This is a genomic window from Streptomyces sp. NPDC000941, assembly GCF_053599555.1.
In genome coordinates, this window is the sequence record NZ_JBSFMM010000389.1 from 1 (window position 1) to 5,750 (window position 5,750).

The 5,750-nt window shown below is 68.1% G+C and carries 8 protein-coding genes and 1 pseudogene; 5 read left to right on the forward strand and 4 right to left on the reverse strand.

Features of this window, described 5'->3' with window-relative positions:
* Positions 1–304: 304 nt before the first annotated feature.
* The gene (locus ACWDSL_RS51380; RefSeq protein ID WP_450496416.1) at positions 305–1,012 is read right to left on the reverse strand and encodes an alpha/beta fold hydrolase; all 708 of its coding nucleotides are present in this window, start codon (positions 1,010–1,012) and stop codon (positions 305–307) included.
* A 126-nt stretch (positions 1,013–1,138) separates the two neighbouring features.
* On the opposite strand from ACWDSL_RS51380, the gene ACWDSL_RS51385 reads away from it, so the two are divergent.
* The gene (locus ACWDSL_RS51385) at positions 1,139–1,708 is read left to right on the forward strand and encodes a TetR/AcrR family transcriptional regulator (protein WP_450496417.1); all 570 of its coding nucleotides are present in this window, start codon (positions 1,139–1,141) and stop codon (positions 1,706–1,708) included.
* A gap of 101 nt (positions 1,709–1,809) precedes the next feature.
* A complete protein-coding gene (locus ACWDSL_RS51390) occupies positions 1,810–2,298 on the forward strand; it encodes a DUF6233 domain-containing protein (protein ID WP_450496419.1) in 489 nt (162 codons plus the stop codon).
* Between the two features lie 267 nt (positions 2,299–2,565).
* Here the strand turns inward: ACWDSL_RS51390 and ACWDSL_RS51395 are convergent, their stop codons facing one another.
* Positions 2,566–2,760: a hypothetical protein gene (locus ACWDSL_RS51395; protein WP_450496421.1), complete on the reverse strand. Its 195-nt coding sequence runs from the start codon at positions 2,758–2,760 to the stop codon at positions 2,566–2,568.
* A gap of 181 nt (positions 2,761–2,941) precedes the next feature.
* On the opposite strand from ACWDSL_RS51395, the gene ACWDSL_RS51400 reads away from it, so the two are divergent.
* Entirely contained in the window at positions 2,942–3,148 is a 207-nt protein-coding gene (locus ACWDSL_RS51400) for a hypothetical protein (protein ID WP_450496423.1), read from the forward strand.
* A gap of 105 nt (positions 3,149–3,253) precedes the next feature.
* The gene (locus ACWDSL_RS51405) at positions 3,254–3,412 is read left to right on the forward strand and encodes a hypothetical protein (protein ID WP_450496424.1); all 159 of its coding nucleotides are present in this window, start codon (positions 3,254–3,256) and stop codon (positions 3,410–3,412) included.
* Between the two features lie 148 nt (positions 3,413–3,560).
* Here ACWDSL_RS51405 and ACWDSL_RS51410 read toward each other — a convergent pair whose 3' ends face one another.
* Positions 3,561–4,208 (reverse strand): helix-turn-helix domain-containing protein, encoded by a 648-nt coding sequence (locus tag ACWDSL_RS51410; RefSeq protein ID WP_450496426.1) that lies wholly within the window; start codon positions 4,206–4,208, stop codon positions 3,561–3,563.
* Positions 4,209–4,547: 339 nt separating this feature from the next.
* Here ACWDSL_RS51410 and ACWDSL_RS51415 point away from each other — a divergent pair, with 339 nt between their 5' ends.
* Positions 4,548–5,396, forward strand: coding sequence for an MHYT domain-containing protein (locus tag ACWDSL_RS51415; protein ID WP_450496428.1), 849 nt, complete (start codon positions 4,548–4,550; stop codon positions 5,394–5,396).
* A gap of 78 nt (positions 5,397–5,474) precedes the next feature.
* Here the strand turns inward: ACWDSL_RS51415 and ACWDSL_RS51420 are convergent.
* Positions 5,475–5,656, reverse strand: a pseudogene (locus ACWDSL_RS51420) (integrase core domain-containing protein); the annotation flags it as partial.
* Positions 5,657–5,750 lie beyond the last annotated feature (94 nt).

Below are 5,750 nucleotides of genomic sequence, written 5' to 3' on the forward strand. Positions count from 1 at the left end.
CCCGGAGGCATGTCCCCCGGCCGGAGCTTTACAAGCACAGGGCCGACAAGGTTGGGATCGTCTCACCACTTCGCAGACGTACCGAATTTGCCTGACGTCCCCTCGGATACCTGTCAGGCATGTGTGGAAGCGGCCAGATGGCCTACATGCCTGACGGCCAATTCCTGGCCCCCCTGGGATCTATCAGCGTGAACGCGCACGTGTCGGGGTGCCTCCGATCAGCCACTCCTCTGATCGGTACTGGGCCCCGGTCCGTCGCCGCCGCAGCAGCCGATAGGCCGTGGTGGCGACGGCGAGGGAGGGGTCAGCGGGTGGCCTTGGCGGCCTCGACGATCAGGTCGGCCACCGCGTCGGGCTGCGAGATGGCCACCGCGTGGGACGCCTCGGCGCGTACGACGTGCGATCCGGCGCGCTCGGCCATGAACTCCTGGGCCTGGGCGGGGATGGCGTTGTCCTGGGTTGCGACCACTGCCCACGAGGGCAGGGTGCGCCAGGCTGGGGTGCCGGACAGTTCGGCCGTCAGGGCCTGCACGCGTACCGGGCGCTGGGTGACCGCGAGGACGTCGGTGGTCTCGGCGGGCAGGTCGCCGGCGATGACGTCCTGGTAGTGCTCGGGCAGGATGCGCAGCTCCGGCTCGCCCTCGTGCTCGATGGCGATGGTGGTGTCCGGCCCCATCTTGGCGCCGGGGAAGCGGGAGGCGTTCTGCAGGGCACTCTCGCCCTCGTCGGGCTGGAAGGCGGCCACGTAGACCAGGGCCTCGACGTTCGACGCCTCGCGGGCCGCGCGGGTGATGATCGCGCCCGCGTAGGAGTGGCCGACCAGGACGACAGGGCCGTCCACGGCCTTGGTGGCGGTGGCGACGTACTGCGCGTCGGACTCCAGCCCGCGCAGCGGGTTCGCCGCGGCGACAGTGGTGTAGCCCTGCGCCTGGAGCCTGGCGATGACCCCCTTCCACATGCCGGAGTCGCCGAAGGCGCCGTGGACGAGAACGATGGTGGGGGTGGTGCTCATGGGTTCCATTCCTCTCAGGGAGAACGATCGGTCTTTCTGGGAGAGAGATTAGTCGTTCTACCTGGGGTGCTGCAACGTGACGGGGGCGACAGTCGAGAACGACTGGTCTTTCTTTACGATGGGTGTATGACGACCGTCTCGGAGCTGCATCCCAAGGACCGACTGCTGCGCACCGCGTCCCGCCTCTTCTACGCGGAGGGCATCCAGGCCGTGGGCATCGACCGACTGGTCACCGAGGCCAAGGTCACGCGTGCCACCTTCTACCGGCACTACCCCAGCAAGGACGACCTCGTCTCGGCCTACCTCACGGCCACCGCCGAACAGATCCGGGACGCGGTCGGACGGGCGCGGCAAGGCAAGACGCCGCGCGAGGCACTCCGTGCGGTCATGGCCGTACTCGGCGACGCGACCCTCGAAGACGGCTTCCGCGGCTGCCAGTTCCTCAATGCCGCCGCCGAATACCCCGACCGCACCCACCCGGTGCGCGCGGTCATCGACGACCAGCGCACCTGGCTGTTCGGCGTGCTGCGCGACCTCTCGGCCGCCATGGGCCACCCCGACCCCGACCACGCCGCACGCGTCCTCGTCCTGCTCCATGACGGCGCGTTCCAGGCCGCCGAACTCGACAACGCCAAGGCTGTCCGCGAAACACTGCGCCGCGCCGTCGACGAGGTGTTCCCCGCTCAGGACGGCTGACGACGGTCCGCCGCTGCGGGTGATCCCCGCTCATCGGGCTTGCCATCCCGCTGGACGTGACCCGCGCCGCTCAATCTTCGATGGCACGCGCTCAAGGTTCGGTGTCACGGGACAGTCATAAGGCCGGGCCGTGGGTCCGCGACACGATGCCGGACGGCCAGGAACTGGATCTGATCATCACCGGCTGGACGCGCACCCCCGACGGCCAGTGGTGGTGCGAGGCGGAAGCACTCCTGCCCACGCGCTACGAAGACCCCGAGGGGCGCGGCCGCCCCATGGGAGCCCCTACCCCGATTACCCTCCCCGCTGACGACGTCACCCCCATTCCAGAGGAGGAGTACGCGCTCGTCCCCGGAGACGGGGCGATCGCGGGACGGCAGTGGGTGCTGGAGAAACCGCACCGGTACGTGGGAGACGACCCGTCCCGCCGCCTCCACCGCCGCGACTGCTGGCAAGCCCGCACCAGCCACACGCGCATCACCACCGCCGAGGCCGCCGAGCTGGTCAGGAATGCTGAGTTGGCCGGGCACCCCGACGTAGCGGTCTGCGACGTATGCCGCCCCGACCGGGCGCATCGGAACTCGCGTTGAGACTTGGCTATTCCCACGGCGGGAAGCCATGTCGGATGGGTGGCGGCGTGTTGGGCGTAGGCGCGACAATCGTGGGCATGGCCATGCGACGCAAAGGCAGTAGGCCCGCCGACGACGACAACGTCGGTTGGAGCATGGGCAAGTTGTGCGATGGCACCCTCATCCGTGTGAAGGTCCCCCGGAGAGCATCGGTATGACGCGTGGTTGTCCGCACGGATGGCGTACTCAGGAGTGCGCCGACACCAGGATCTCTGCAAGCGCCTCATGTCATCTCCGGGCAGCAGCCAAGATCCCGACGAGTCGGACGATGAAGATGGCGACCGCCAAGACGACGCCCGCGAGTATGCAGGCGCCTCCCCCAAGGCCACCGCCTGCGATCCAGCCGCCAAGGGCCCCAAGGACGCCGAAGATGATCGCGAACAGAGCAGCCCCGCCGACACTGTGTCCGGTGCTCTGGGCCATGTGGACTCCTCCCAGGCGCCGTGGCGTGCCGTCCGGGGCCTTCACTTCCAACTGGACCCGCGCATCGATGGCGGTGCGGCTGGCGGGCAGGCCCAGTGTGGCACGGGAGTGGCACGGGAGACCCTGGCCCTCTGAAGCCCAACTCGCGTGGCACTGGGGGATATCCGTACGATCAGCGGTCATGAGCACCCCCCGTCGGCCGCTGGGCCGCGGCCCGCACCCCCAGGCCCCCGTCGCCCCGCAGCCCGGCACAGGCCCGGCCCACCGTGTCAGTGCGGCCGAGGCCGATGTCGAGGCGGTACCGCTGTACCGGCCCGGCGGACTGGAGCACCTGGCCCAGCTCCGCGAGCGCGGTGTACTCGGTCCCCACCCCAGCCCGCTTGAGTGAGCCAACCGTTCGGCCAGTCCAGGTGTCTTCCTGTCCCGGCCCCTGCATGGTCGCCTCTGCCGGCGCACCCCGCAGGCATGACAGGCTCCATGACCGGGAGGGGACATGGCTGAGCGCATGGGACAGATGGACGACCTCGCGTCGGCCACCGACGCGCAGGACGCCGACAGGACGTCCCGCATCCTCGGAAGGATCAACGCCCTCCTGTCCACCGCTACGGCCGCCTTCACCCTGACCCGCGGACTGCTGCCGCCCGGCTCGTAGCAGAGCGGATCTGGATCGAGGTTTTCCGGAGCAGCTAGCGTCCCTCGATCGCGGGTGGGCAAACGATTGGACGGCGCGGGACTTTGCAGAACCCGGGCCCCGGCGTCCCTGGAGCAACCATGGCTCCGTAGCAAGCGCCGAGGTGTTCTCAATGCTCAGCGACAACCCAGATGCCGGTGAGGACGACCACGATCCCCGTGTCCTTGAGAACGGCGTCGAACAGGCCGGGGAACTTCCCGTCCCTGTCCTGGGTCATGAATCGTGCCCGGCAGCCGGCGTCCTCGAGATCCATGGCCAGGAGGGCATCGGCGTGGGAGTGCAGGAAGCCGGCCCATGTGCTGGAGTTCTGGTCGGGCGCCGGACCGATGCCGGCATCCTTCAGGATCTTCCAGACGGTCGAGGCGGCCACCTTCACTCCCAGCACGAGCAGCTCGCCGTGAAGGCGCCTGTAGCCCCAGTTTGGATTCTCCCTCGCCAGGCGCAGTACCAGGAACCGGATGGAGCGCACGGTACGAGTTCGACCGGGTCGCTTGGACCTCGATAAGACAGGGTGGCGGCGCCTGGCGAGGTCGCGGTGCCGGCGCAGCACCGTGTCAGGACGCACGAGCAGCCGCACCCGCCGCAGAACCGGCAACGGCGGCCGATGCAGCAGCGCCGCCAGGAATGCCCGGTCGCCCGGAGTGAACCGTGCTCGATCACCGTCGAGTTGGCGTTCGAGCACTGTGATCTGATGGCGGAGGGCCAGGATCTCCGCATCCTTGTTCCGGTCGCTCATCGGCAGCAGACGCAGCAGCACGGTCGATCATCAAGACGCGTCGACTACCGGCTACGCGAGAGCGCCGACTCGAGCGACGGGGCCGACGACCGCCAGTCCAGGTGCAGGCCTTCGGCCGCGGCGGATGACACTCTCGGCAAGCGCAGGGCTCATAGCGGAACGGCCCGCCAACTGGCGGCGCAGAAACGCGTTCTCGTGCCGCAGCACCAGTAAGTCCCTTAGCTGGCACGTTACATGGTCATATGACGCTAATAACGATCGCGTAAGCGTCAACCGCTACTGGCGGTAAGGGCTTGCTGCTCGTGGCTCAAAACAGTCTCAATGTCTGTTCACTGTCCATGGAACTAGGGAAGGGCGTGGATGAACGGCACGGTCGACGGCTTCAGCTACGGTCTGGTCACACCGGTGGCCGCTTACCTGATGGCCTGTCTGGGGTCGGCGCTGGGCCTGCGCTGCGTGGTGCGCACGGTGCACCACAATCCTGGGTGGAGGCCGGGGTGGCTTGCCTTGGGAGCCGCTTCTCTGGGCTGCGGCATCTGGACGATGCACTTTATCGCCATGATCGGTTTCTCCGTGCGTCAGGCGCCCATCACCTACGACGTTCCGCGGACGGTGCTCAGTCTGGTTGTTGCGATCGTGGTGGTCTCCGCGGGCGTGTTCATCGTCGGCTACTGCGGTGCCGCCCCGGCCATGCTCACTCTGGCAGGCGGCATCACCGGGCTGGGCGTCGCGGCCATGCACTATCTCGGAATGTCCGCGATGCGACTCAACGGCGATATCCGCTATGACACGCTCGCCGTGGCCCTGTCGGTGGTCATCGCCCTCGTCGCCGCGACGGCGGCGCTGTGGGCCGCCGTCTCCGTCCGTGGCTTCCTGCGTTCCCTCGGTGCCAGCCTTGTTATGGGCCTGGCCGTCTCCGGCATGCACTACACCGGCATGGCCGCTGTGAGCGTCCACCTCCACACCGATACGGCACAGGCGGCCGGTGGTTCGTCCGGAGTCTCTCTCCTGCTGCCCATGCTGCTGGGCCCGGTTGTCTTTCTGATCCTGGCCGGGGCGGTCGTCATGTTCGACCCGGTCCTGGTTCTCGGAGACGGCGAATGGAACAAACCGGCCTCCCGGTCTGGCCCTGCGGCAGACGCGCGGAACTCCGCCATCACTGCGGGGCGTCAGGGCTTCTCCGATGCCCGGAACCGGCTGGCGCCGTGACAGGGGAGGTTCACCAGGTCGACGAGGTGGCTGGCCTCGGCGCCGACGTCCGCGACCTCGGTGGCGTACGAGACCCGGACGGTCGGCGACTGTGTTGGACCGTGCGCTTTGCGGTGGCTTTGGGATGACGGCTGTGCCTTGCCGGCGAAGACGGCGTCGAATGTGGCGGTGTACTTGCTGTCTCGGTCATGGATGAGGAACCGGAAGCACTCAGCCCTGTCGCCGAGGTCCATGACCAGGTTGCGGGTGGGCTGGGTGACGGGGCTTGACCCGGAATCTTGGACACGGGCTATGCGGCTTGGGCCAGCGTAGTTGATGTTGTGGCGAGTGCTGTCTCGTACGCGATGGGACTGC